Genomic DNA, 21,113 nt, shown 5'->3' with positions numbered 1-21,113 from the left:
TACCCTAAATGTGTTCAAAAGCATCAGCAATTGCTTTGGCAAGATGAATTATTTTGTATGTCAGGATAAAAACTCTTATATTAATTCGTTAGTCAAATTAAAAACTCACGCTCATTTAATGGTGTGCGTGTAATTGTACTGCCAAAATAGCTATTTGAGTTATTATTGCTTTAAATTGTTTATTTAGCAATATACTTGAGATAGATACTTTACCAAAATCAATCAGCTAAAGGAATAAGACGAAACATAAATCCTGAAGAAAGAGCGTTTTTACTCTTGAATGCTCAGAATTTTTTGCTCCAAATAATGCTGAAGCAAACGGTCTTTCTTAATAAATTTCCGTATTTCGTTCACCTGCTCACTGCTAATCTCGGTTATGCCAGGAACAAAACATATTCCTAAAATAAATATTTGTGGTGGGAGAAATTTACCAGTTAGTTTATAACTTAGGGTTGCCATAAATTTACCATTTATTTTTAAGACAAAGAAAGCTAATATTTAAAGCTCTCATACCCCATTATAGCATAAAAATCAAATTTTAGCTTGAAAAGTGAATAATCTTCATATAATTTAATATAAACTTTCTCTCTTAGAGTTGATTTATAAATGACCTCTTATAACTGTTATAATATATTTAGACTCAGGAAAAAAGCATCATGGTTACAAACAACTTTAATGATACATTAGCTGCCATTGAGTTAAATGCAGATCGAAAATTAAACTTGAACTATCATCAATTTAAAGAGTGTTTTAAATTGACAGTTAATAATGAAGTTATTGAAATAACGCTCAAAAATAAAATCGAATAATCTAATTTGAAAACTGTAAAATAAGCTTTATTAGATTATGGTTTTCAGTATAAAAAAACCGTAGATGATTTGATTATAATCCTTGATTTGTAACCTTGTAGGTTGGTTGGAGGCTTTGCGGAACTCAACACACAATTTTAATGTTTACCACAGAGACACAGAGTACACAGAGGTCATAATATGCAAATACCACAAGTTGCAGACAAAGAATTTTCCCAAGTTCCTATAATTGATATCAGTCCGTTGGTTTCTGGAACTGGCAACTATCATATAGTTGCTTCTCAAATTCAACAAGCCTGTTGTGAGTCTGGATTTTTCTATATTGTTGGGCATGGAGTAGATAAAAGTTTACAGCAACGACTAGAAGAACTTTGCCGTCAGTTTTTCGCCCAAGACTTAGAAACTAAAATGAAAATTCGTATGGCATTGGGTGGTAAAGCATGGCGAGGTTACTTTCCTGTTGGAGGTGAGTTAACATCTGGGAAACCTGACCAGAAAGAAGGAATTTATTTCGGCGCCGAACTAGGAAAAGAGCATCCATTAGTACAAAATAACACTCCTATGCACGGTTCCAACCTGTTCCCATCGAATATTCCACTTCGTGACACAGTACTCGAATATATAGACGTGATGACGCAATTGGGACATACTCTAATGGCTGGTATTGCACTCAGTTTAGGATTAGAAGAGTCTTATTTTGCCGACCGTTACACATCCGACCCATTAATATTATTTCGTATTTTTAATTATCCTCCTAATTCTTCACCATCAAATAATAAAGATAACTGGGGTGTTGGCGAACATACCGATTATGGTGTTTTAACAATTCTTAAACAAGATTCTAACGGTGGATTGCAAGTAAAATCAAAATCAGGTTGGATTGAGGCACCGCCAATTTCCAATTCGTTTGTGTGTAATATTGGCGATATGCTCGATCGAATGACAGGAGGTTTATATCGTTCTACACCTCACCGTGTTTTAAATACATCAGGAAAACACCGTCTTTCGTTTCCCTTCTTTTTTGATCCCAACTTTGACGTTGAAGTTAAACCAATTAAATTAAACAGCGTAATATTAGACAATAAAAACGAACGGTGGGATGGCGCCAGTGTACATGAATTTAAGGGCACATATGGAAATTATGTATTAAGTAAAGTATCAAAAGTTTTTCCTGAGTTACAACGCACGGTACTTTAAATATTTCTCTATGTTTTTTCATAATAAGCATTATAAATCATGTTTATAAAACAAGAATCCATTGAAGCAATTAATTTTGAATGACTTTTAATCTACGACTTTACAATGGGGCAATCTACCAGTGCCTCGTTTGCGACAATAGAAGTCCCGCCGACAGCAGGACAGAGATTTTCGTATGAAAATAGAAGTGCCGCTCCAGTTCACATTATCTTCTAATTCCTCCCTAGCCTCTCCATCATTCACTACACTTGGCTCATTCGTCATAACGTTTTGGCGTTCCCAATAATTGCTGAACAACCGCCACAATACTATAATGGGGTCAAATATATTGCGATGTCCATTACCATTATTACTCAGATTTACACCTCCTTTACTAACGATAAAACGAATAATTGATTTCCTTCGGAATCTAGATTTTATCCTAATTTCATGCACTAATATTTACAATTTTGTTAACTTTAGTATCATTTGATTATCTTTAAATAAGATGTTTATTTAGAAGAAACCAGTAAGGTATAAAATGAATACATATTCAGTTGCAGGAAAAACTAGATTAAACAGCACTTATGACAAGTCTTATTGAGTACGAAGATGCTAGTGAAGAAGTACGCACGGTATACGATGATATCCGCACTACCCGTCAAACCGATTACATCAACAACTTTTGGAAAGCCTTAGCTAATCATCCTCCTACTTTACGTAGAACATGGGATACACTCAAAGAAGTAATGGCGAGTCCAGGTGAAATTGACCCACTTACGCGCGAGTTAATTTATATTGCCGTCAGTGTGACAAATGGCTGCGAATATTGTATTGCCTCTCATACAGCAGCAGCACGTAATAAAGGAATGAGTGATACAACATTTGGAGAACTAATGGCAATTACTGGCGCCGCTAATATGACAAATCGTCTTGCAAATGGTTATCAAATACCAGTTGATGAAGCATTTAAAAAATAAATTAACTTAGTTAAATTATTCGTAGGAAACGATAGCCTACGTCAATTTCTGTAAGGTTGAGAATTTCTTGATATTTTGCATTCCAAGCACCGCTACTTAAATCTGCTGCTAATAACTTTACTCCAGATTCGATAAGACTTTGGTTAACGAACGCAAATGAGGATATTCCCGCGCGTACTTCTGGTTGTAAATATAATTCTGGGCGCCTCCAACCAGCAGCAGCGAATAAGTCAGACAAGTCATGGGGTAATAAAAAAGGTATAACTTCAACATTTCTTTTCGTGTTTGTTTGAGCTAAATTGGTAAGCTCATTGATGGGTAGAAACCGTAGTGCATCTTCCCAAAGCCAAGGAAAATAATCATATAGCCATATCTTCTGAGCTAACCTAATATCAAAAGTTAACAAAATTATTGTTCCAGATTTAAGAATACGATGCATTTCTTGAAAAGCTTTCTTCAGGCGCGAAAAGTGATGAATTGTCAGTATACTTATCACTGCATCAACTGAATTATCTAGTAAAGGAATAGCTTCTGCATAACCAGTTTTCCATTTAATATTTGGATGTTCTATTGCTTGAGACTGCATTATTGAAGAAGGTTCAATAGCATAAATATCAAATCCTTGATTCGCTAACGCTAAACTGTAACCACCAGTCCCAGCACCGATATCAGCTATCTTACTACCTTTGGGTAAATTTAGTAAATTAGTTATTGTTTGAACAATCCGATAGTCGGGAACGCGCGTTGTTGAGTATTTTTTTCCAATTGAATCGTAAATTGCCATTTTGGTAGTGTATATACAAGTAGAGCTTGGGGAGGTTAACTTCAATAACTTAAATTTATTGATTTAACAATAAAGAATATTTGTTGTTATCAAACAAAATATAGGACAATAGAGTTATAGAGATAAGGAGATTTTATGTTTAATCACTTTATTAACACCCGATATGAACAAGGCTTAAAGCATCGCGATGCTGGAATATTACCACAAATGCAAGACTCTGTTTATCTGGAAGGTTATTTGAAAGGTAGACCTGAAGGCTTAGACGGTATATTACAATATTTTGATTCAGTTGAGGCGTATATGGAATGGAAATTTAAGTCAGGTACTTCCAAAACTTGATATTTAGATGATTATTCTAATTCAATTTTTAGAAGCGGTATCAGGCGCCCTGGAATGCTCGATGGAATATACTGAATTAATTGGGCACCATGTTTTAAGTAAAAGACTTCTGCATTTGGGTCGCTTAAAATAATCATCTGTCGAAAACCAAGAGAGACAGCAGTACTACGCGCGTGTTTTAAGAGCTTATTACCAAAACCTTGCCGCAGATAAGACGGTTCGATAAATAAATGCTTCAACTCTACTGTTTGTTCATGTGGTAGCAAGTTATAGTAGCCAATAATCTTATCATCTAGTTCCAGAACATGCGTATGTAATGCTGTGATAGCATCTGGTTGTAGCGTGAGTTCTTGTACAAAAACACTCATTTGTTCCAAGGTGTAACCCCAGTAAAGTTTGGAACGTATACCTAGTTGAGTAATTTCAGACGCTTCGGTTGGGTATGCTTTACGAATTTGTATCATTACAATTAAAGTGTTTTAATATTCATCGTTGGGACTGTATTCTGAAACATCGGGTTGTAAATGCGGTTGGGCAGTAATAAATGCAGGATGGTTCATACATACTTCATTGATTTCGCGAATGATTGGATATGAAGATAAAGAACATTGAAATCTCTCGGCATTATAAACTTGAGGTGCCAAAAATGCATCTGCAATAGTTGGCTCATCTCCATAACAGAAACTACCGCGAAATTTACTGTTACTCAAAATTTCTTCTAAAGCTTTTAACCCTTCATCTACCCAGTGACGATACCAACTCATTTTTTGTGAGAAACTAAAATCCATTGTTGAAGTAAAAAACTTACGTACTCTCATCACGCTCAACGGATGAATATCACAAGCTATTAACAGTGCTATTTGACGTACATATGCTTTTGCTAAAACATCACTGGGTAAAAGCGCTGGTTGAGGATAACGTTCTTCTAAATATTCAATAATAGCTAAAGATTGAGTAATAATAGCGTCACCATCAATCAGAGTTGGAACCATTTTTTGAGGATTAATTCGGCTATACTCTATTGTATACTGTGGGTCATTTTTTCGTAATTTAGCAATACTCTTATAAAGATAGGGAATCTTTTTTAGCTCTAATACAATCCTAACTCGGTAGGATGCTGTTGAACGATAGTAGCTATAAAGTTCTAACACAAATAAAACCTGATAATTTTACTGTTGCCCAATAATTATCCAGTATGTTCCATCCGGCACCGCTAGTCCAAAAGAGGGTTCACCGAATTCGTTGTTTAAAATTGGAGTGACTTTGGTTGCACTGCTACGACTGCAAAGTTCATGAAAAGCAGTAATATTATCAACTTGATAAGTAAACAAACATAATCCTAATGAACCAGGTTTAGAATATTCACGTTTATCTGGTGTAGGATATAGGGGAGTGTATACTTGTAAGACTCCTGCAACTGCTTTCGGTGGACAAAAAGCTGATACATAAAATTCTTGCTGCTCTTCTAACATCAAAATTTGACGAGTTGAAGGATTTTGATAACCAGAACGTTTAGGATTGAACTCCATTGGTGTAAGACCAAATACTTCCGTGTAGAAATAACTCAAACTATGGTCAGCGATAACTAAACTTGAATGAGTTCCTTCACTTACTGCTAAAGGAGAACTTGTCTCCACCGTACCATAACCGGGACGATTATAGTTATATCGTTGAAAAAATGCTTGTCGTGTTTCTGTACCAATTACAAACATTTCCCGCACTCCTACAAAGCGTTCATGCAAACTCTTCCCCGGATTCCCAACACCTTCTATCGCGCGTACAGGTTCAGTAAATATCCAATTACCTCCTTCCGATTTATCATCAGTAAAAGCATCCGCAACTGTATAAATATCTTTTGTTAGTGAAGCAAACCAACGACTACCAACAACTAATGGTTTTGTGGTGCCTAAACCTTCATTTAGTGGTTCTGCCCATAGCATCAGTCGTATTAATCCATGCTGCGATGAATTACCATTTTGCAGTCTGAATGACTTCAAATTTGATTCATACCCATAAAGTAACTTTGCTTGCGTCGCTTCTAATTGTGCTTGACTAACGACTCGATAACCCAACTCAGCCCAATACTTGAGACTAGCTTCAACATCGCGCGACCCGATGCAATTCTCAAAGATTCCACCAATCATAATATAATCCAAACAAACGCGAAGTTTTGTAACGCTCCATGCATACTACTATGTTTTGACCAATTTACAGTAGTATCTTAAAAATGTAGAGACGCGATATATCGCGTCTCCCTGCTCCCCGCGCGTTAGTATTATTTATTTCCTTGCCAAACAGCTTCCTTAACATTAATTTGTTTAGGAATAAGTTTGATTCTGTAGAATGTATCAGCAATTTCTTGCTGGTTCTTAATTACTTCATCGCTAAGTGGAAGTATGTCATACTCGCGTCGCTTTTCTGCTGTCTCTAGTACAGCAGCATCTATACCTAATACAGGTGAGAGTAACTTTGCGACTTCAGATGAATTATTCTTTGCCCAGTCACTCACTTTTTTCACTTCACCTAAAACAGTTTTCAATCCTTCTGGGTTCTTTTCGGCGAAAGATTTTGCAGCAAGAAAATATCCACGGTTCGGCGCCAGTCCTGTTGCATCTGTTAATAAACGTGGCGCCAGAGCTTTTTCAGCTGCTGCGAGATATGGATCCCAAACAGCCCAAGCGTCAACGTTGCCACCTTCAAATGCAACACGCGCGTCGGCAGGTGTTAAAAAAGTGGGTTGAATGTCACTGTATTGCAGTCCTGCTTTTTCCAAAGCTTTCACCACCAAATAATTAGTATTTGAACCTTTCGCAAAAGCGACTTTTTTACCCTTAAGGTCAGGAACTCTCAAAATTTTTGAATTTTTTGGAACTACAATACCTTCAGCCTTAGCACCCCAAGGGTCATAAGCAACGTAAACAAACGGATTATCACCAGCTTGAGCAAATATTGGCGGCGCCTCTCCTGTATAACCGAAGTCAATGCTACCTGCGTTTACAGCTTCTAGCATTGGGGGTCCAGCAGGAAACTCACTCCATGTTACAGTGGCGCCACTTGCCGCAAAAGCTTTCTCCAAATCTCCTTTTGCTTTCAACGCATAAAGCACAGTCGCCGCTTTTTGATACCCAATTCTAATCACAGCACCGCTCTTTGCTGTCGTTGGATTTGACGTAGGCACCTGTGTAGCTTTATCTCCAGAACAAGCCGTCAAAGCAAATGCCACAGTGAATCCCACCGCAAACATTGCAACGAATACACGAGTTCTTTGCTGTTGGAATTCTTGAAGTAAACCTAGTAAATTACCTAACACTCGTACTGCAAATAATTTTATCAACATAAACGCTATGCCTTTAAGGGTAAATACGTATACAAGAAGATTAATCATACGGCAAAACAATCGATTTACCGTTGTTTATATAGATAGAAATATCACACAAACAAGGTTGAAAAACAAGCGTTGCCTGATGCTACAAAACAAACACTTGACTTCGTAATCCATCTCACACTAATATTTAGATAATCTAATTATTAGGGTTACAAACAAATGATTAGGCTTACAGAAAAAATTGAGCATAGGAGGGTGCCGTCAAGTACCGTCCTAGAAACAGAGGGGTTAAGGCGCCGCTTTGACAAGTTCGTAGCTGTGGACTCGTTGGATATATCGGTAAAACAAGGAGAAGTGTTTGGTTTACTTGGTCCAAACGGAGCAGGTAAAAGTACCGTCATCAAAATGCTGACTACCTTACTACCACCAAGTGGAGGCAGGGCAACGTTAGCTGGGTATGATGTGACGCATCAACCTGAAAACGTTAGAATATGTATTGGGTATGTACCACAAGCGCTGTCTGCGGATGGCAGTTTAACGGGTTATGAAAATCTCTTAATTTTCGCCAAGCTCTATAACATTGGGTTTAAGCGTCGGGAACGATGTATTCAGGATGTTTTGGCTTTTATGAATTTGCAAGATGTACAGCACCGTTTGGTACGTACTTATTCAGGGGGGATGATTCGTAAATTAGAAATTGCTCAATCTATATTGCACCAACCGCAAGTTTTATTTCTCGATGAGCCAACTGTAGGACTTGACCCAATAGCGCGCGCGACCGTTTGGCAGCTTGTACAACAATTGCGTGAAGAATTTGGCACAACTATATTCTTAACTACGCATTTTTTAGAAGAAGCAGATAATTTGTGTGACCAAGTTGTAATTATGAACCGGGGTCAAGTAATTGTAACTGGGGCGCCGAGTCATTTAAAAGCTTCTTTAGAAAAAGACAACGCCACCTTGGATGATGTTTTTATTCATTACACCGGGGATCAACTAGCATCAGGAGTCAGCTACCGTGAAACCGCAAGAAATAGACGCACCGCTGAAAGGTTGGGTTAATAATAGTATCTTTGCAATAACTGAGTTAGTTAACAAAACCCTGATTATTGCTGAGTTAGAAGTGCGTAAACTGCGTCATGATCCAACAGATTTAGTAGTAAGAAGCATTCAACCTGCATTATGGCTACTTATCTTTGGACAAGTTTTTACCAGAACGCGCGCTATTCCTACAGGAAATTTACCTTACTTAGACTTCATGGCGCCGGGAATTTTGGCTCAAAGTGTTCTATTCGTGGCAATATTCACAGGAGGGATGGCGCTGATTTGGGAACGAGATTTAGGAGTAGTGCATAAACTACTATCTACTCCCACTCCCCGTATTGCAATAGTTTTAGGTAAAGCTATAGCTTGCGGTGTGCGATGCTTGTCTCAGGTATTTATAATTTACGGGTTAGCATTTTTGCTAGGTGTCAAACTCAATCTCAACCCAATAGCTTTTTTTAAAGTACTAATTATAGTACTATTAGGCGCAGGTTGCTTTTGTACATTCTCATTAATTATTGGTTGCGTAGTTAAAACGCGCGAGCGAATGACAGGAATAGGGCAATTAATCACGATGCCATTATTTTTTGCCAGTAACGCAATTTATCCCATCTCCTTAATGCCACAGTGGTTAAAATGGGTATCCCACTTAAACCCTCTAACTTACGAAGTAGATGCTTTGCGCGGTGCCATGCTCATCAATAGTGCTAGTCTTTACAGCTATGCTTGGGACTTTGCAATTCTCCTGCTAACATTAATAAGCTTAACATACATTTGTGGGCGACTTTATCCAAGAGTCGCAATGTAACAAGGAGAAAAACAAGCTCATGAGTTCGGATAAACCAGAAGAAAAATGTGCTGCCTCAGTTATGGACACAATTCCATTACTAATGCGGTTTATCCGAGCCGATATGCGTGAAAACAGCGCAGTGTCGCTATCCATACCACAACTGCGAACACTCGCATTCCTCAAACGCAACCCAGGCGCCTCATTATCAGAACTTGCAGAGCATCTAGGTGTAACATGCGCTACAGCATCAACAACAATCGAGCGACTAGTACAGCGTGACTTCGTACAACGTGCCGACCATCCCCAAGAACGGCGCCGAATAGTTCTAAATATAACAGAAGAAGGAAAACAGCATTTTGAACAAACCCAGTCACAAACACGCGCGCACATTAGAGACATACTACAAGATTTAACCAAAGAAGAAATAACACAAATAGAACAAGGATTAACCTTACTCAAAGATGTCTTCTCAAAATCAGAAGTTAAAAAGGCGCCTTAAAATGAAATTTACTTATGATGATTTAATGGTTATTGCTAGAGATGCTGACCTTTTGGTAACTAATTTTACTCTATTTGCTCAAGATTTATTCCCAACTCGCGCAATTTTTCCGCAAGTTTCTCCGCTCTTATTTTGGCTTCAACAGCTTCTTGTTTGGCTTGGGCAGTTTCTTGTTTGGCTTGGGCAGTTTCTTGTTTGGCTTCAACAGCTTCTTCTTCAGGAGAAAGAATTAATTCCCCCTCGAGAGTAAACCATCGTAGCCATAATTTATTAATTCCTCTAAATTTTCCTTGCCATAATCCCAAACTTAAGCCTAACTCTGGTACTAACATGCGTCCATTACTACTAATATCAATCTCTTCATAATGACCATTAACTAGATGATATGGTTTGACCTCGTTTGTGTAGCGGCTAAATACTACATAATAAGGAACTCGCAAAATCTTTTCGTATACTCTCCATTTTGTAGGCGGTTTATTTTCTTCTTGTTCAGTTTCTCCTAAATCTTCATCTTCTGTACCCGGAGATAATAATTCAACTACAACAAAAGGGTTGACTTTCTCTTGCCAAGTTACATAACTTAACCTTAAATCTTGCTCTTGATATAATTGCCCAACTCCGACTACACCTAACCAATCTGGACGCTTGTACCATAGAGGGTGGTTAACATCATAGTAAAGATTAAGGTCAGCAGCGCTGAAAACTAAGTCGATGCTCCAGTTTGTCGGTTGAAAAGTTAAAAATAAAAGTAAAGGTTGTAAAAAATGGAAATAGTCTGGCAAACCGGGTTCCTCTGGATTCTCACTAGGTAAATCATACATCGTTGGTAGAGTTTGGTGAGGAGGAAGTGGTGGGTCCGACTGAGGAATATAACCAAAAACGGAAGTCATAGTAATTTTTCCAACGGATATCTGAGTTAATTCTATAGTACTGTATTGACACTCAAATTAAGTGCATATACACCTAATCTATGAAAAACGAAGTTGAACAAATTGATGAAGCCACCTTAAACAGAGTCGGCGCCAGTTGCACCTGCTTCAGCCTAAGAAAAGCAGCAAGAGTTGTAACGCAGCTTTTTGATGAACAAATGGCGCCTAGCGTTCCCACATAGGTGAAGAATTGGTTTATCAGTCTTGTTTTTTCGATATTATACTGTTGTGAAAAATATATGAAGAAAATATTATCTATGATGGAAAGCATTTACCAAACGCGCGCAATAATAAAGGCGACCCATGTAGACGAATTTTTCTTTGTAGTAATGCCCAAATCAAATTTTTTTCTTTAGCAATAAAGCGCAGCCAAGTATTGCTATCAGCAATCACGGTTAGATTAGCATTGCCAACGTGCCCTTCTTGTACTTGAATCGATTGATTAAAAATTGTAACTGTAGCCTTACATTCTTCTGAACCAGTGAATGAAAAATGGTAGACAGCATTAAGACCCTTCGACTGTTCGCGTTGAAATAATAACGGTAGTCCGAATAAAAACCCTTTAATAAAACGCGGACGAATACCGTTACTAACCTGCTTAATCTCCTTATGTGGAAAGCGACGAGCAACATAATTTTCGGCATCAGAACCGCGAACAACATAAATTGTTTCTTCTTTATCTTGCAAAGGTTTGACTACTTCCTTTACAAAACTTGGCTTATTTGCTAAAAATTGCCCTATAACATCTTCCCCAGCCGGACAAGCTGCAATACAGTATGCAGCTTTATAGCTCGGCTTAAAAGAAAGGCTTTGCCACATTGAAGCCGATTCTGAATCATTAACTTTTTGACGATACTCGGCGCCGTTTTTACTATCAGCAATAGTTTCTACCCAATCTGTAAAACCTCCCATAAATTCCCGATAGTTGTGAGTGTAGCAAGCGGAAAAGTCAAAGTTACCATCCTTACGAATTGCACCAACTGGACAAGCGACAACACAAAGATTACACCCTAAACAAGGATTGTAATCAATTGGTTTGTTATAACTAGTAACTTCCGTATCTATCAAAATCGTTTCTAACAGAATAAAACTACCAAACTTGGGATGAATCACATTGCGATGAAGACCCATATGTCCCAAACCAGCAGCAACTGCTATGGGTTTATGAGAAACAACCCAAATTTTACCAGGAAATTTTTCCATTTCCATTGGGAACCCAGCTGCTGGATTCATTGCTCGGATTCCCTGCTGTTCTAATACTGTTACAATTCGTCGCGCGACTTCATTTGTATGGTCGTAGTTGGCATGAAACTCTTGGTTTGCCATTGAACGTGCTGGAGTGCGGACATTTTCACGATTCATTCGGCATACAATACTAATCAGTGTTTTTATTCTACTAAAAGCTGCAAGAATATCCTGTTTTTGATTAGTAATTTCTGGTCGGTCAATCTCGATAAACCCTACATCATCGGCACCCATCTCCAAACATAGATTTCGCAGCCAAGTTGCATCTAATGTAGTAGTTTGCGGTAAAACATCTCCATCAGCAACTTTTTTATAAAAACTTTTGACTGTTGGATGTTCATCGAATTTAGGCATTTTTCTTACCAATTAATATTCTCAGTTTGTGTACATTAGACAAGTTTCATCAAAAACATGTATGTACATGTTTTTGTCAAAAAAAATTAACTATTGTTTGATAGATGAGTCGTTTCTGCCAAGATAGAAAGCAATTCTCGCGCTTGTTGAGTGCCAAATTTCTCGGTTATGCGATTTTGAGCTTTTTCCCAAAGGGGCAATGCACTATCTAAAAGCATATGTCCTTCCTGTGTTAAACATACTACTCGGACTCGCCTATCCTCCTCACCAGGAGTAATTACAATCAACCCTCGTTTTTCCAAGGGCTTAAGATTGCGCGTTAATGTTGTTTGATCCATAAACAGTCCCTCAGCCAGAAGTGTAATTGCCGTAGAACCTAACAATTTTATAGATGTTAGCAAAGTAAACTGATTCAACTGCAATCCAAGTGGACGCAACGCCTCATCATAAATCTGAGTGATTATGCGTGACGCACGACGTACATGCATACCAATACAAAGTGATGGTACTTGATTTATGTCCATATTTATATGTATATACATGTAAATTGATTTTGTCAAGGCGAGACCTTGATCTTAATTTTACCTGTTGACTAAGTATCAATATGTGAGACACTAATATTTAGAGAGTCTAAATATTTGGCTGTTAAGTATTGTACTAAAATCTAAGCATGTCTCCTCAAAATCAGAAGTTAAACAGGCGCCCTAAAGCAGAAGCCAAACACGATGCTTTCGCAGCTTTAAGATACCGTGATTATCGATTATTTATAATTGGGCGCACACTTTTATTCATCGGCTCCCAAATGCAAACAGTTGCACTAGGGTGGGAACTATACGAGCGTACTGGTTCAGCCTTAGTATTAGGAGGTATTGGACTAGCACAAGTCACACCGATGATTTTGCTAACTTTAATAGCTGGTCACACTGCGGATAGTTATCGTCGCAAACCAATATGGCTAGTTTCAGTCTTCATACTTGCGCTTTGCTCCTTGGGTTTAGCGGTAATTTCCTATACCCATATACCAAATACAATTGTGATTATTTATACCATCTTAATAGTAACAGGTATTGCAAGAGCATTTCTCAAACCAGCAAGTGACGCTTTATTATTTCAACTAATACCAGTAACAGCCTTTACAAATGCCGCAACTTGGAACAGCAGTAGTTTTCAACTTGCTTCAGTAGTAGGGCCAGCTTTGGGTGGAATGGCAATTGCAGTTATGAAAGGCGCCACAGGTGTATATATCATGGCAGCGATAGCAGGATTGCTGTGTTTTCTATCAACAGTAATGATTAAAGAGCCACCATTCACCCGTTCCAAAGAACGAATTTCTTTCAAAGCATTAGCATCAGGCGCCAAATTCGTTTGGGACAACCAATTAATACTAGCAGCAATATCTCTAGATATGTTCGCCGTATTATTAGGGGGTGCAGTAGCATTACTTCCTATATTTGCTAAAGATATTTTGCATGTAGGACCATTTGAACTAGGGTGTTTACAAGCAGCATCATCAATAGGCGCCTTAATAATGGCGGTCATACTAGCACATTTACCACCATTACGCAAAGCAGGCCCAGCATTATTATGGTCAGTAGTTGGGTTTGGAGTAGTCACAATTATATTTGGACTATCGCGTTCATACTGGTTATCATTACTAATGCTCTTATTCAGCGGCGCCTTAGACAGTATCAGCGTAGTAATTCGTCACACCCTAGTCCAAATTCGTACACCCGACAACTTGCGTGGTAGAGTAGCAGCAATTAACAGCGTATTTATTAGCGCATCAAACGAATTAGGAAGTTTTGAATCAGGATTAGCAGCCGCATTTTTAGGGCCAGTAGTATCTGTAGTCGCTGGAGGAGTAGGAACAATATTAGTAGTAATAGCAGTAGCAACAATTTGGCCTCAAATACGTAACTTAGGCGCCTTAGAAGAATACAAGCACCATTCATCATAATAAGTAGGGTGCGTAACGCCACCAACAACACTGAAACGAAGCGACAAACCAGTAGCGTTACGCACCATCCCAAAGTAGTAAAATAGTTTATATTACTTGCGTGCGTCGGTAGCAAAGAACAATAACTAAGAAGATTTTAGAAACACTTTCTCACGATAAAGAAGTTAGTATATTTTGTAAATATTAAACGTGAGGGCTGTTATATTTGTGCGCTCTTTGTTTGCCTTCTATACGGGTTTTCCCACTAGCTGCAAGATGGGAGTTACCTATATGCGCTACACTGGGCATTGTCACAGCAAGCGTATCTCCATTATTATGTATCGTTGGTTCAACACCTCAGGTCCGTGTAACGGGGACGACCACTACATGTTATCACCTACTGTTCGCTTACCTTCGCTTGAGCGGTTGATTCGGCAGCGCAGTTATTTTGTAATTCACGCACCACGTCAAACAGGTAAAACTACAGCAATGCTAGCGTTAGCTGAACAAATAACTAGTATGGGAGAGTACTGTGCAGCGACTTTATCAGTAGAAGTAGGAAATGCTTTTAAAGATGATATCGGAGGCGCCGAGTCTGCAATTTTAGATACATGGCGCGATACAATTGCAATACGTTTACCTGCTGATTTACAACCACCTGATTGGGGTTATGGGGCACCTGGGCAAAGAATTAGGTCTAGTTTACAGGTATGGGCACAAAATTGTCCGCGACCGCTAGTATTATTTATTGACGAAATAGATTCTCTAGAAAACCAAGTATTAATTTCTGTTTTACGACAATTACGTGACGGTTATGCGAATCGGCCAAAAAACTTTCCTTCATCTGTAGCATTGGTCGGTATGCGGGATGTGCGAGATTATAAAGTAGCTTCTGGTGGTAAAGATAGGTTAAACACAGCAAGTCCATTTAACATCAAAGACCGCTCACTAACAATGAGATATTTTAATGATAAAGAGGTTGTAGAATTATATCAGGAGCATACTTTAGATACAAAACAAGCTTTTACTTCTGAAGCAGCGCAAATGGCTTATGATTTAACTTATGGACAACCTTGGTTAATCAATGCCTTAGCAAAAGAAATTGTAGAAGAATTAGTAACCGATACACAAGTAACTATTACAGTAGAACATATTAATCAAGCTAAAGAAATATTAATTTCGCGTAAAGATACTCACCTTGATTCTCTAGCTTCGAGACTTACTGAAACAAGAATCAAAGCTATAATGGAACCAATGTTAGCAGGAGATACATTAGGTAATACACCAGACGATGATAGACAATATTTAGTTGACTTAGGTTTGTTACGTCGAGAACCAAATGGTGGACTAGTAATTGCTAACTCTATTTACCGCGAAGTTATTCCCCGTGTTTTAACTCAAGGCGCCTCTGATAGTTTACCAAGTATTACTCCTACCTGGTTAAATCAAAATGTTGAATTAGACCTTGATGCTTTACAAGAGGCATTTACAGATTTTTGGCGCCAGCATGGAGAACCACTACTTAGTACTACATCATACCAAGAAATCGCACCTCATATAGTACTAATGGCATTTTTACATCGCGTTGTAAATGGGGGAGGAACATTAGAGCGGGAATATGCAATTGGCAACGGTCGTATGGACTTATGCTTAAAATATAAAAAAGTCACTTAAAGTCACTTTAGGAATAGAAGTAAAAACTTGGCGGAATAAAACTTCAGACCCAGAAGAAAAAGGGTTAAGTCAATTAGAAACTTATTTGAACCGCATAAAAGCAGATTATGGCTGGTTATGCATTTTTGATAGACGTTCAAATGCACCTGCTTTCATTGACCTTCTGTCAACCAGAAACACCACAACAAAAAAAGGGCATAACGTAGTAATCATATGCGCGTAGGGGCAGGTTAAGCCAAAACCTCAAATTATATTACAACTATTACAACCACGTAAACCTGCCCCCAAATTAAAAAGGTCGATAACGTCAAGAAAAATAGAATTTATTATCCTGCAATGAATCTAGGGTGTTTACAAGCAGCATCAATAGGCGCCTTAAATAATCATGCTGTTAGAAAAAAACAGTTCAATAGTATAGACATTATGTGTGCAATTGTTCTATGTTGTTTTGTTTTTAGCGATAGAGATGCTTCGTACCTTATATCCTGCACCTGCAATTAATGCCTGTATTATTTATTGCCAAATTTGTGACTACGCTCATACCCGCCTATGGTTAAAACCCATAGGCTAATAGCATAAGTCCATTTAAATGGACTGATAAAAATAGTGATATTAAATACATAGTTATTTAAAAACAAGAATTTATACTTAAAGATGCAAGATTTGAGGTATCAGATGCTTCGTGCCTCAGCATGACAGATAGAGAGGGTGCTTTGTTTCTGTGGCAACTATGCAATACTGCTGCTTTAGTTATATACTACTTAAAGTTTATCGACTTACAGTATATTGATATGGTTTCTACAAGTTCTGATAATGTGCAGCGTCCGAATGTGGTTTTCATTCTGGCTGATGATTTGGGATGGGGGGACTTGAGTATTGATGGACAGCAGAATTATCAAACGCCGCATTTAGATAAGTTAGCATCTGAAGGAGTGCGTTTTAGTCAAGCTTATTCGTCGTCTCCGGTTTGCACACCAACGCGCGTTAGTTTTTTTACAGGTCGTTATCCGGGGAGGTTGCCAATTGGTAATCAAGAACCTTTACTCGGCGCCCAACAAGCAGGTAATAGTGTTGGATTACCTCCTGAACACCCAACAGTTGCGTCGTTACTGAAGGCAAATGGTTATGATACTGCTTTGATTGGTAAATGGCACTGTGGTTATTTACCCAAGTACAGTCCTTTGCAGAGTGGGTTTAATGAATTCTTTGGTAATTTTAGCGGCGCCATTGATTATTTTCGTCACGTGGATACTTCAGGAGAACCAGACCTTTGGGAAGCGGAAGTTCCAGTGCAGTATATAGGTTACATTACAGATTTGTTTACTGACCATGCAATTGAGTTTATTAAAAGACAACGCAATCAGCCTTTTTACCTGAGTTTACACCACACGGCGCCGCACTGGCCTTGGGAGGGTCCTGATGATATAGAACTTAGTAATGCATTAATTGGTAAAGATGGTCTACAAAGTTGGATTAATACAGGAACGGCAGAATCTTATGCTGCTGTAGTTAGAAGTTTAGATAAAGGTGTTGGGAAAGTATTGCAAGCGCTTGATGAAGCGGGTATTGCAGATAATACTATAGTTATTTTTGCTAGTGACAACGGTGGTGAAAAGTTCTCGAATTTAGGTGAGTTTAAAGGTAAAAAAGGCTACGTATATGAAGGAGGTATTCGAGTTCCTACTTATATACGCTTTCCAGGTGTAATAGCACCCAACCAAGTTAATGACCAAGTAATTATTACCCACGATATTACTGCAACGATTTTAGCTGTAACAAATACCTTACCTAACCCTAATTATCCTCTTGATGGTGAAGATTTACTTCCTATTATTAAAGGAGGAGTTCCAATTCATCCTAGAACCCTATTTTGGCGCTACAAGGGTATTGATACACCAGTTTTACCACCAAAAGTGTTACAAGGCGCCGTTCGTAGTGGAGAATGGAAGTATGTAAAAACTGGGGATAAAGAATTTCTTTTTAATTTAGCAACAGATAGTAAAGAAGAAATTGATTTGCAATTTGAATATGTAAGCGTATTTGAGCAACTACGCGCGGAATATCAAAAATGGGAATCTGAATTAGAACCATATTCAGCTTGATTAGTATTTATGGATTTAGTACAAGCTTGTTTTTTATTTATTGCTGCTTCCATAAGTGGGGTACTAAACTCAGTTGCAGGTGGAGGTGGATTAATTATTTTTCCATCTCTTATTTTTACTGGTTTACCAGCTATTAATGCTAATGCCACAAGTACAGTTGCCTCATCACCGGGATATATAGCAAGTATAAGTGCTTACCGTGACAAGCTACAAACACATCGACAATTATCTTGGTTTTTAGGTAGTGTAAGCATAGCTGGTGGAATAATAGGCGCCACTTTACTGCTTCATACTCCAATAGCTATATTTAATCAGCTTGTACCCTACTTAATGTTAATTGCTACAGTAATCTTTACTTTCGGTAGGTTGATTGAAACTCGATTACAGATTATACCTAAAGACAATACTCAGAATTCTTGGGGTTTCTTATTCAAAGCATCATTTATTCAATTTGTCATTAGTATTTACGGGGGGTATTACGGTTTAGGGATTAGCTTTTTAATATTAGCTAGTTTAAGTTTGCTAGGCATTAGAAACTTTCATACTATAAATGCTTTGAAAGTGTTGATAATGTTATGTATTGATAGTTTTGCAATCTTGACTTTTATAGTCGCTAATGTTATTGCGTGGCAGCAAGCTATAATCATGATGCTTGGTACTGCTATTGGTGGTTATTGTGGCGCCTGTTATGTTCGTAATATTGAACCAGACTTGATTAGACGTTTTGTGATTGTAATTGCTTGGATAATAACGTTTTATTTTTTTATTCGTAAATAGTTTTGATGTCTCTAAGCACACCTAAGAGGATGTTTGAAAAGTTATCTTTAATACACAATACGCAGTGTTGAATCCCCCCTGACCCCCTTATTAAGGGAGGAAAAAGAGGCATTTAAGCCCCCCTTATTAAGCAGGGCTGTTTCATTCCCTCTCAAATCGGATTTGTCAAGATGGTTAGCTATAAAAATCATAAGTATGGGTAGCAATGAAATAGACTTTTAAGCACATAAATATAAGTGTGATTGTTTATTTTATCGGCGCCTTGGTAGCAAAATTACCAATAAAGATTTGCGCGAAACCCTTGATTTTTCAAGATTTTTAGGGAACGAATCAGCCCTGCCTTATTAAGGGGGGTTGGGGGGATTTTCCAAGGCTATAGTTTAATTTTATACTTTATAAATGACCTCTAAAACTGCTTGAACTAACTTATCAGGTTCTATTGGTTTACAGATATGGCGTTGAAAACCTGCTTCGAGTGCTTGTTTGTGATCAACTTCTCCAGCGTAGGCAGTTAAGGCTATTGCTGGAATTTGTCCACCATTTTGAAGCGGTATATTGCGAATTTGTCGTATTAGCATATAGCCATCCATTGAAGGCATCCCAATATCACTTACAATTAAATCTGGAACCGCTTTAGAGATAGCTTGTAATGCTTCAATTCCAGAGGCAAAGGTCGTAATGATTGCTCCAGTTTGTTCTAAAACAAAAGCTACAAATTCGCGTGAATCTTGTTCATCGTCTATAACAAAGATGCGAATACCGTTTAAATTTTTGGTTGAGTTGTCAGGCGCCTCAACGGTTGGTAATACACACAACTGAGTGAAGAGCGGTATTTTAACAGTAAACGTGGCGCCTTTTTCTTCACCATGACTGTCGGCAGCGACCGTTCCCCCATGCAGTTCGACAATTTGCCGTACAATTGCTAGTCCTAACCCTAGTCCACCAAATTTACGAGTTGTGGCTCCATCTTCTTGGCGAAAATGTTCAAAAACATAAGGTAGAAAATCAGCACTAATTCCTTTTCCTGTATCGGTGACTTGAATTTGAGCATGGCTCTCATCTGTGGTTAGGGTAATACTAACTTGTCCGTAAGAAGGTGTAAATTTAACTGCATTGGACAAAAGATTCCATATTACCTGCTGCAATCGCCCAGCATCTCCCATGACGATACCAATGTTAGGTGGTAATACATTGGTTTGAATTTGAATAGCTTTTGCTTCGGCAGCTAATCGAACTGTTTCTAACGCCGCTAAGATTACGGCACTTAAATCAACCGGAACCACGGTTAAACTAAGTTTGCCGCGCAATATTCGAGATATGTCGAGCAAATCATCAATTAGTTGTACTTGTAATTGGGCGTTACGCTCAATTGTCGCCAAAGCAGTTTTGGTTCTTGCCGCATCTAGTTTTCCCTGCTGTAATAATTTTGACCAACCAAGAATCGGATTAAGGGGCGTTCTCAACTCGTGCGATAGTACGGCTAAAAACTGATCTTTAATTTGGTTCGCGCGGTCGGCTGCCTCTCTTGCAGCTTGTTCACGAGCAAACAGTTGTTCTCGTTGTGCCTCAATGCGTTTTTGAGCAGTGATGTTAAGTACAGTACCAATAAAGCGTTGCGGATTGCCAGTAGAATCAAAGTATACTTGTCCTTTTGCAGCAATCCATCGTTCGACTTTATCCTGAACCCCGATTATACGATATTGAGCGTCATACTTGCCGCCGGAAACTGGGTTTAAAGCAGTTTGTATTGCATTTTCTACTTGTTCGCGGTCAGAGGGGTGTATTGCTGCAAATAAAACCTCAGTGCTAGTTGCGGTATTTGGTGATAAGCCAAAAATAGTTTTGCTACCCTCATCCAAAATCATTTGGTTGGTAATAAGATTCCAGTCCCAGGTGCCTATTTGGGCAGCTTCTATAGCCATACGGAAGCGGTTTTCACTGTCGCGTAATGCTGCTTCGACACGCGCGCGTTCGACTGCTGCCCAAGTACGCTCGGCGACTTCTTGAGCTAAAAACACCTCGTCAGTTGTCCAAACTCGCGGTTTGCATGTGTGAACTGCTAGCCCAGCTACAAATTCGCCTTCTTTGAGCAGTGGTATGCCAATATAGGCACCAATTTGAACCGCAGCGTAGGCACATCTTTGTTGTGGGGATAACTTGGTATCAGCTTGCACATCAAATGAGGAGACAGGGCGACCAGTACGGTATGCCGCAAGCAACGTTGCCCCAAACGAGTCAACTGGATAGTTACCAGCGCTTGTAAGGGCACCGTTAACATAATCACGCTCAACGACGTAATTGGCGCCTATAACCTCAAAGTACAGGACACGATTGGCGCCTAAATATTCAC

20 protein-coding genes and 1 pseudogene are annotated in these 21,113 nt (G+C 38.6%); 11 read left to right on the top strand and 10 right to left on the bottom strand.

Annotated features, from left to right (window positions below):
- Positions 1-270: 270 nt before the first annotated feature.
- Positions 271-459 carry a hypothetical protein gene (locus tag AC2JBO_RS21405; RefSeq protein ID WP_496955675.1) on the bottom strand — a complete coding sequence of 63 codons (189 nt, stop codon included), beginning with the start codon at positions 457-459 and terminating at the stop codon, positions 271-273.
- Positions 460-989: 530 nt separating this feature from the next.
- Here AC2JBO_RS21405 and AC2JBO_RS21400 point away from each other — a divergent pair.
- Positions 990-2,006 (top strand): isopenicillin N synthase family dioxygenase, encoded by a 1,017-nt coding sequence (locus tag AC2JBO_RS21400; protein ID WP_496955674.1) that lies wholly within the window; start codon positions 990-992, stop codon positions 2,004-2,006.
- Positions 2,007-2,572: 566 nt separating this feature from the next.
- Positions 2,573-2,965, top strand: coding sequence for a carboxymuconolactone decarboxylase family protein (locus AC2JBO_RS21395; RefSeq protein WP_496955673.1), 393 nt, complete (start codon positions 2,573-2,575; stop codon positions 2,963-2,965).
- 10 nt (positions 2,966-2,975) lie between these two features.
- On the opposite strand, the gene AC2JBO_RS21390 is transcribed toward AC2JBO_RS21395, so the two are convergent.
- A complete protein-coding gene (locus tag AC2JBO_RS21390; RefSeq protein WP_496955672.1) occupies positions 2,976-3,749 on the bottom strand; it encodes a class I SAM-dependent methyltransferase in 774 nt (257 codons plus the stop codon).
- 135 nt (positions 3,750-3,884) lie between these two features.
- Here AC2JBO_RS21390 and AC2JBO_RS21385 point away from each other — a divergent pair, with 135 nt between their 5' ends.
- Positions 3,885-4,088 carry a hypothetical protein gene (locus AC2JBO_RS21385; RefSeq protein WP_496955671.1) on the top strand — a complete coding sequence of 68 codons (204 nt, stop codon included), beginning with the start codon at positions 3,885-3,887 and terminating at the stop codon, positions 4,086-4,088.
- Positions 4,089-4,099: 11 nt separating this feature from the next.
- Here the strand turns inward: AC2JBO_RS21385 and AC2JBO_RS21380 are convergent, their stop codons facing one another.
- From AC2JBO_RS21380 to AC2JBO_RS21365, 4 genes are all read right to left on the bottom strand, one after another.
- Positions 4,100-4,552: a GNAT family N-acetyltransferase gene (locus tag AC2JBO_RS21380; RefSeq protein ID WP_496955670.1), complete on the bottom strand. Its 453-nt coding sequence runs from the start codon at positions 4,550-4,552 to the stop codon at positions 4,100-4,102.
- A 15-nt stretch (positions 4,553-4,567) separates the two neighbouring features.
- Entirely contained in the window at positions 4,568-5,239 is a 672-nt protein-coding gene (gene maiA / locus AC2JBO_RS21375) for a maleylacetoacetate isomerase (protein ID WP_496955669.1), read from the bottom strand.
- 18 nt (positions 5,240-5,257) lie between these two features.
- A complete protein-coding gene (locus AC2JBO_RS21370; RefSeq protein WP_496955668.1) occupies positions 5,258-6,232 on the bottom strand; it encodes a hypothetical protein in 975 nt (324 codons plus the stop codon).
- A gap of 131 nt (positions 6,233-6,363) precedes the next feature.
- On the bottom strand, positions 6,364-7,425 hold the full coding sequence (locus tag AC2JBO_RS21365; RefSeq protein ID WP_496955667.1) for a sulfonate ABC transporter substrate-binding protein: 1,062 nt from the start codon (positions 7,423-7,425) through the stop codon (positions 6,364-6,366).
- A gap of 207 nt (positions 7,426-7,632) precedes the next feature.
- On the opposite strand from AC2JBO_RS21365, the gene AC2JBO_RS21360 reads away from it, so the two are divergent.
- The 3 genes from AC2JBO_RS21360 to AC2JBO_RS21350 are packed head-to-tail and all read left to right on the top strand — an operon-like array spanning position 7,633 to position 9,746.
- Positions 7,633-8,475, top strand: coding sequence for an ATP-binding cassette domain-containing protein (locus tag AC2JBO_RS21360; protein ID WP_496955666.1), 843 nt, complete (start codon positions 7,633-7,635; stop codon positions 8,473-8,475).
- Complete coding sequence (locus tag AC2JBO_RS21355) at positions 8,432-9,265, top strand: ABC transporter permease (RefSeq protein ID WP_496955665.1); 834 nt, start codon at positions 8,432-8,434, stop codon at positions 9,263-9,265. Before AC2JBO_RS21360 ends, AC2JBO_RS21355 begins: the two co-directional genes overlap by 44 nt.
- A 19-nt stretch (positions 9,266-9,284) precedes the next feature.
- Entirely contained in the window at positions 9,285-9,746 is a 462-nt protein-coding gene (locus tag AC2JBO_RS21350; protein ID WP_496955664.1) for a MarR family winged helix-turn-helix transcriptional regulator, read from the top strand.
- A gap of 65 nt (positions 9,747-9,811) precedes the next feature.
- Here AC2JBO_RS21350 and AC2JBO_RS21345 read toward each other — a convergent pair whose 3' ends face one another.
- On the bottom strand, positions 9,812-10,636 hold the full coding sequence (locus AC2JBO_RS21345) for a Uma2 family endonuclease (protein WP_496955663.1): 825 nt from the start codon (positions 10,634-10,636) through the stop codon (positions 9,812-9,814).
- An 80-nt stretch (positions 10,637-10,716) separates the two neighbouring features.
- Here AC2JBO_RS21345 and AC2JBO_RS21340 point away from each other — a divergent pair, with 80 nt between their 5' ends.
- Positions 10,717-10,857, top strand: coding sequence for a hypothetical protein (locus AC2JBO_RS21340; protein WP_496955662.1), 141 nt, complete (start codon positions 10,717-10,719; stop codon positions 10,855-10,857).
- Between the two features lie 73 nt (positions 10,858-10,930).
- On the opposite strand, the gene AC2JBO_RS21335 is transcribed toward AC2JBO_RS21340, so the two are convergent.
- Positions 10,931-12,274, bottom strand: a complete 1,344-nt coding sequence (locus tag AC2JBO_RS21335) for an SCP2 sterol-binding domain-containing protein (protein WP_496955661.1) — start codon at positions 12,272-12,274, stop codon at positions 10,931-10,933.
- A gap of 86 nt (positions 12,275-12,360) precedes the next feature.
- Positions 12,361-12,798, bottom strand: coding sequence for a MarR family winged helix-turn-helix transcriptional regulator (locus AC2JBO_RS21330; RefSeq protein WP_496955660.1), 438 nt, complete (start codon positions 12,796-12,798; stop codon positions 12,361-12,363).
- A 146-nt stretch (positions 12,799-12,944) separates the two neighbouring features.
- Between AC2JBO_RS21330 and AC2JBO_RS21325 the strand changes: the two genes are divergently transcribed.
- The 4 genes and pseudogenes from AC2JBO_RS21325 to AC2JBO_RS21310 all read left to right on the top strand — a co-directional run bounded on the left by AC2JBO_RS21325 (position 12,945) and on the right by AC2JBO_RS21310 (position 18,763).
- The gene (locus AC2JBO_RS21325) at positions 12,945-14,231 is read left to right on the top strand and encodes an MFS transporter (protein WP_496955659.1); all 1,287 of its coding nucleotides are present in this window, start codon (positions 12,945-12,947) and stop codon (positions 14,229-14,231) included.
- Between the two features lie 315 nt (positions 14,232-14,546).
- A pseudogene (locus AC2JBO_RS21320) lies at positions 14,547-16,107 on the top strand (ATP-binding protein).
- Between the two features lie 469 nt (positions 16,108-16,576).
- Positions 16,577-17,986: a sulfatase-like hydrolase/transferase gene (locus AC2JBO_RS21315; protein WP_496955658.1), complete on the top strand. Its 1,410-nt coding sequence runs from the start codon at positions 16,577-16,579 to the stop codon at positions 17,984-17,986.
- A 9-nt stretch (positions 17,987-17,995) separates the two neighbouring features.
- The gene (locus tag AC2JBO_RS21310; protein ID WP_496955657.1) at positions 17,996-18,763 is read left to right on the top strand and encodes a sulfite exporter TauE/SafE family protein; all 768 of its coding nucleotides are present in this window, start codon (positions 17,996-17,998) and stop codon (positions 18,761-18,763) included.
- 386 nt (positions 18,764-19,149) lie between these two features.
- On the opposite strand, the gene AC2JBO_RS21305 is transcribed toward AC2JBO_RS21310, so the two are convergent.
- Positions 19,150-21,113: hybrid sensor histidine kinase/response regulator (locus AC2JBO_RS21305; protein ID WP_496955656.1), on the bottom strand; the 1,964-nt coding region annotated here is incomplete at its 5' end.

Source organism: Calothrix sp. CBUCES-K 9914 (assembly GCF_059640475.1).
The sequence above is the reverse complement of the archived record's forward strand: the minus strand, read 5'-3'. Positions and strand labels throughout refer to the sequence as shown.

Bases quoted from the DNA above. Each gene is read 5' to 3' on its own strand.
- AC2JBO_RS21325 (WP_496955659.1), top strand. From the start codon at position 12,945: ATGTCTCCTCAAAATCAGAAGTTAAACAGGCGCCCTAAAGCAGAAGCC.
- AC2JBO_RS21335 (WP_496955661.1), bottom strand. From the start codon at position 12,274: ATGCCTAAATTCGATGAACATCCAACAGTCAAAAGTTTTTATAAAAAA.
- AC2JBO_RS21360 (WP_496955666.1), top strand. From the start codon at position 7,633: ATGATTAGGCTTACAGAAAAAATTGAGCATAGGAGGGTGCCGTCAAGT.
- AC2JBO_RS21370 (WP_496955668.1), bottom strand. From the start codon at position 6,232: ATGATTGGTGGAATCTTTGAGAATTGCATCGGGTCGCGCGATGTTGAA.
- AC2JBO_RS21340 (WP_496955662.1), top strand. From the start codon at position 10,717: ATGAAAAACGAAGTTGAACAAATTGATGAAGCCACCTTAAACAGAGTC.
- AC2JBO_RS21310 (WP_496955657.1), top strand. From the start codon at position 17,996: ATGGATTTAGTACAAGCTTGTTTTTTATTTATTGCTGCTTCCATAAGT.
- AC2JBO_RS21330 (WP_496955660.1), bottom strand. From the start codon at position 12,798: ATGGACATAAATCAAGTACCATCACTTTGTATTGGTATGCATGTACGT.
- AC2JBO_RS21400 (WP_496955674.1), top strand. From the start codon at position 990: ATGCAAATACCACAAGTTGCAGACAAAGAATTTTCCCAAGTTCCTATA.
- AC2JBO_RS21390 (WP_496955672.1), bottom strand. From the start codon at position 3,749: ATGGCAATTTACGATTCAATTGGAAAAAAATACTCAACAACGCGCGTT.
- AC2JBO_RS21395 (WP_496955673.1), top strand. From the start codon at position 2,573: ATGACAAGTCTTATTGAGTACGAAGATGCTAGTGAAGAAGTACGCACG.
- AC2JBO_RS21345 (WP_496955663.1), bottom strand. From the start codon at position 10,636: ATGACTTCCGTTTTTGGTTATATTCCTCAGTCGGACCCACCACTTCCT.
- AC2JBO_RS21350 (WP_496955664.1), top strand. From the start codon at position 9,285: ATGAGTTCGGATAAACCAGAAGAAAAATGTGCTGCCTCAGTTATGGAC.
- AC2JBO_RS21365 (WP_496955667.1), bottom strand. From the start codon at position 7,425: ATGTTGATAAAATTATTTGCAGTACGAGTGTTAGGTAATTTACTAGGT.
- AC2JBO_RS21405 (WP_496955675.1), bottom strand. From the start codon at position 459: ATGGCAACCCTAAGTTATAAACTAACTGGTAAATTTCTCCCACCACAA.
- AC2JBO_RS21380 (WP_496955670.1), bottom strand. From the start codon at position 4,552: ATGATACAAATTCGTAAAGCATACCCAACCGAAGCGTCTGAAATTACT.
- AC2JBO_RS21385 (WP_496955671.1), top strand. From the start codon at position 3,885: ATGTTTAATCACTTTATTAACACCCGATATGAACAAGGCTTAAAGCAT.
- AC2JBO_RS21315 (WP_496955658.1), top strand. From the start codon at position 16,577: ATGACAGATAGAGAGGGTGCTTTGTTTCTGTGGCAACTATGCAATACT.